The sequence below is a fragment of the Acetobacter okinawensis genome (assembly GCF_002153655.1).
Taxonomy (GTDB): domain Bacteria; phylum Pseudomonadota; class Alphaproteobacteria; order Acetobacterales; family Acetobacteraceae; genus Acetobacter; species Acetobacter okinawensis_A.
The window spans coordinates 1-236 of record NZ_JOPJ01000109.1; the positions used below are offsets into that span (position 1 = coordinate 1).

At 50.8% G+C, this 236-nt stretch carries 1 protein-coding gene; it reads left to right on the plus strand.

The annotated features are described in order from the left end of the window. Nucleotides 1-236 (plus strand): hypothetical protein (locus HK26_RS13795; RefSeq protein WP_219337106.1); only part of this gene is annotated, 236 nt, incomplete at both ends.

The window sequence follows — 236 nt, forward strand, 5'->3', positions numbered from 1 at the left end:
ACACGTGGCAAGGGTGGCTCAGGACTATGGCGTCACCTTCTGGACTACAAGCATCAGAATGATGCTGTGATGGTTGGTGCATCACGTGGGTTGATTGAAACCGGCACGAAAGACCAGATTAAAGAACTCACCCATATTGGCAGTTATGCCAGCCATTCCAAGCCTCTTCACCATGTTCATGCAGACCCCGCGAAAGACTGGACACCAGACCAATGGGCTGATTTCTGGAAGTCCTA